Source organism: Variovorax robiniae, from assembly GCF_037889955.1.
GTDB lineage: Bacteria > Pseudomonadota > Gammaproteobacteria > Burkholderiales > Burkholderiaceae_C > Variovorax > Variovorax robiniae.
Map to the genome: position 1 here is coordinate 1 of NZ_JBBKZS010000085.1, position 1,569 is coordinate 1,569.

General features: G+C 57.0%; 1 protein-coding gene. It reads right to left on the reverse strand.

The features are described 5' to 3' along the window. Positions 1 to 218 precede the first annotated feature (218 nt). Positions 219 to 1,310, reverse strand: coding sequence for a nucleotide kinase domain-containing protein (locus tag WKW79_RS36935; protein WP_340340181.1), 1,092 nt, complete (start codon positions 1,308 to 1,310; stop codon positions 219 to 221). Positions 1,311 to 1,569: the final 259 nt, after the last annotated feature.

Genomic DNA, 1,569 nt, shown 5'->3' on the forward strand with positions numbered 1-1,569 from the left:
AGCTGGCCATTCGAGTCGAGCAACAACTACGCCAAATGCAGAAAGACCGGCGCTTGGTGCGCTCGTTCTTCCAAGTGCCATCTGTCGCCTATATTACGGACTGCTGAGTAAGCCGAGCGGCCCGAGCTCGCATCTATCAAACTCGGAACGAAGGCCTTCGATCGATTGCATAGGGACGTTGATTGGGGTACAGCTTTTCGATCGCCGCGCGACTCTCGCTAATCTTCGAAAAGATCGAGATTGCGCTGAAATGCATACTCTTTGAGTCGGCCTGCCTTTGCGTTCCCCCACGGGCCAGAGCGAGCCATCCCCGGGAGCGTACCTGGCGCGGGAAGATCCCATTTCGGGGGCAAAAAGAGTGCAATTGGTTGGGCAGACGCGTTGAATCGAGCCTTGATGCGGCTTCGGGCGCTGGAAAGTTCGGGCATCGCCTCCCTGCAGTACTTGTCCAGCTCGCAGAAGAGACCTTGGCAGTCGATTCCGTGCAGCGGGCGACCGAACAGCCCGTTGAAGGGGAGCCGCAGGCGAGCAAACTCCTTGTGCTGACGATCGACCATCCAAAGAATGGCGTCCGCCGGCGAGTAGTCCCCGAGATCGGTGAACGCCTTCTTTAGGCCGCGGAGGGCACCGGGCCCGGCCTGAACGTAGTCGTTCTCGCTGAAGTCCGTCAAGGTGGAGTAGTTGATGTCGATGGCCGTTTGATAGGCCATAAACGGTCCCATCAACGGAAAGCTCTGGAGAAGGGCAACCAACGCTTGCATGCTCGGTGTCTCGATCACCCGGCTCGCGCACTGTTGGTCAACAAACATATGCCGGAAAAGTGCGACGTGATTGCGATGTTTCTCGTCGAAGCCAAAGGCCTTGTTTGCGCAAAGTATGAATGCGCCGGTATACAGCCCTCCTTTCTCGACCTTGACTTGGTCAAGCACCCTGAGGAAGTCACCCGAGCGCAAGTGACTGATTCGGGGGGCGCCGCCAAGGAGGCGTGTCACTTCCTGCCATGTCCTGATATTGCTGAACATGCGGAACGCGACGATCTGAAAGACCCGATCCTCGGGGGTTGACAGCGGGTTCTCGCCATACGCGACCTCTTTGATCAGGAATTGAGAGACGCGATCCAACGCACGGAAGACGTTGCAGAACTTGAAGATCTGCAAGATTGGGTCGTTTGACCAGGGCTGGTTTGCACCAGCCAAGCGAGCTTCAAAGGCGCGATGCCTTCGCGAGGCGAAGGACCAGTAGAGTTCGTATACCCCAGGGCGAGGGGTTGGCGGACGCCGCCGCACTAACGCTTGCATGTGCCGCATCATTTCTGGCGTACGAAGACACCCGTGCCATGCAAATTGAAGTATCTAGGGTCTTTGGCAAGGGCCTTTGCGGCAATCCGTTCACCTATTGTGTCAACGAACATGTTTGTTCCGGTCCAATGGTCGAAAATGATGACTCCACCCAACTGGGTGAACCACACCGGCTTTCGAGGAGGCCTATTGGCTTGAGTCAGACCGGGATGGCCTGACTTCTCTTTTGGCTGTTCTGGCTTTCATTATTTCAGCCCCCGCAGGGGCCGCC

Excerpts from the sequence above, each read along its gene's own strand:
- WKW79_RS36935 (WP_340340181.1), bottom strand. The coding sequence starts at position 1,310 with ATGATGCGGCACATGCAAGCGTTAGTGCGGCGGCGTCCGCCAACCCCT.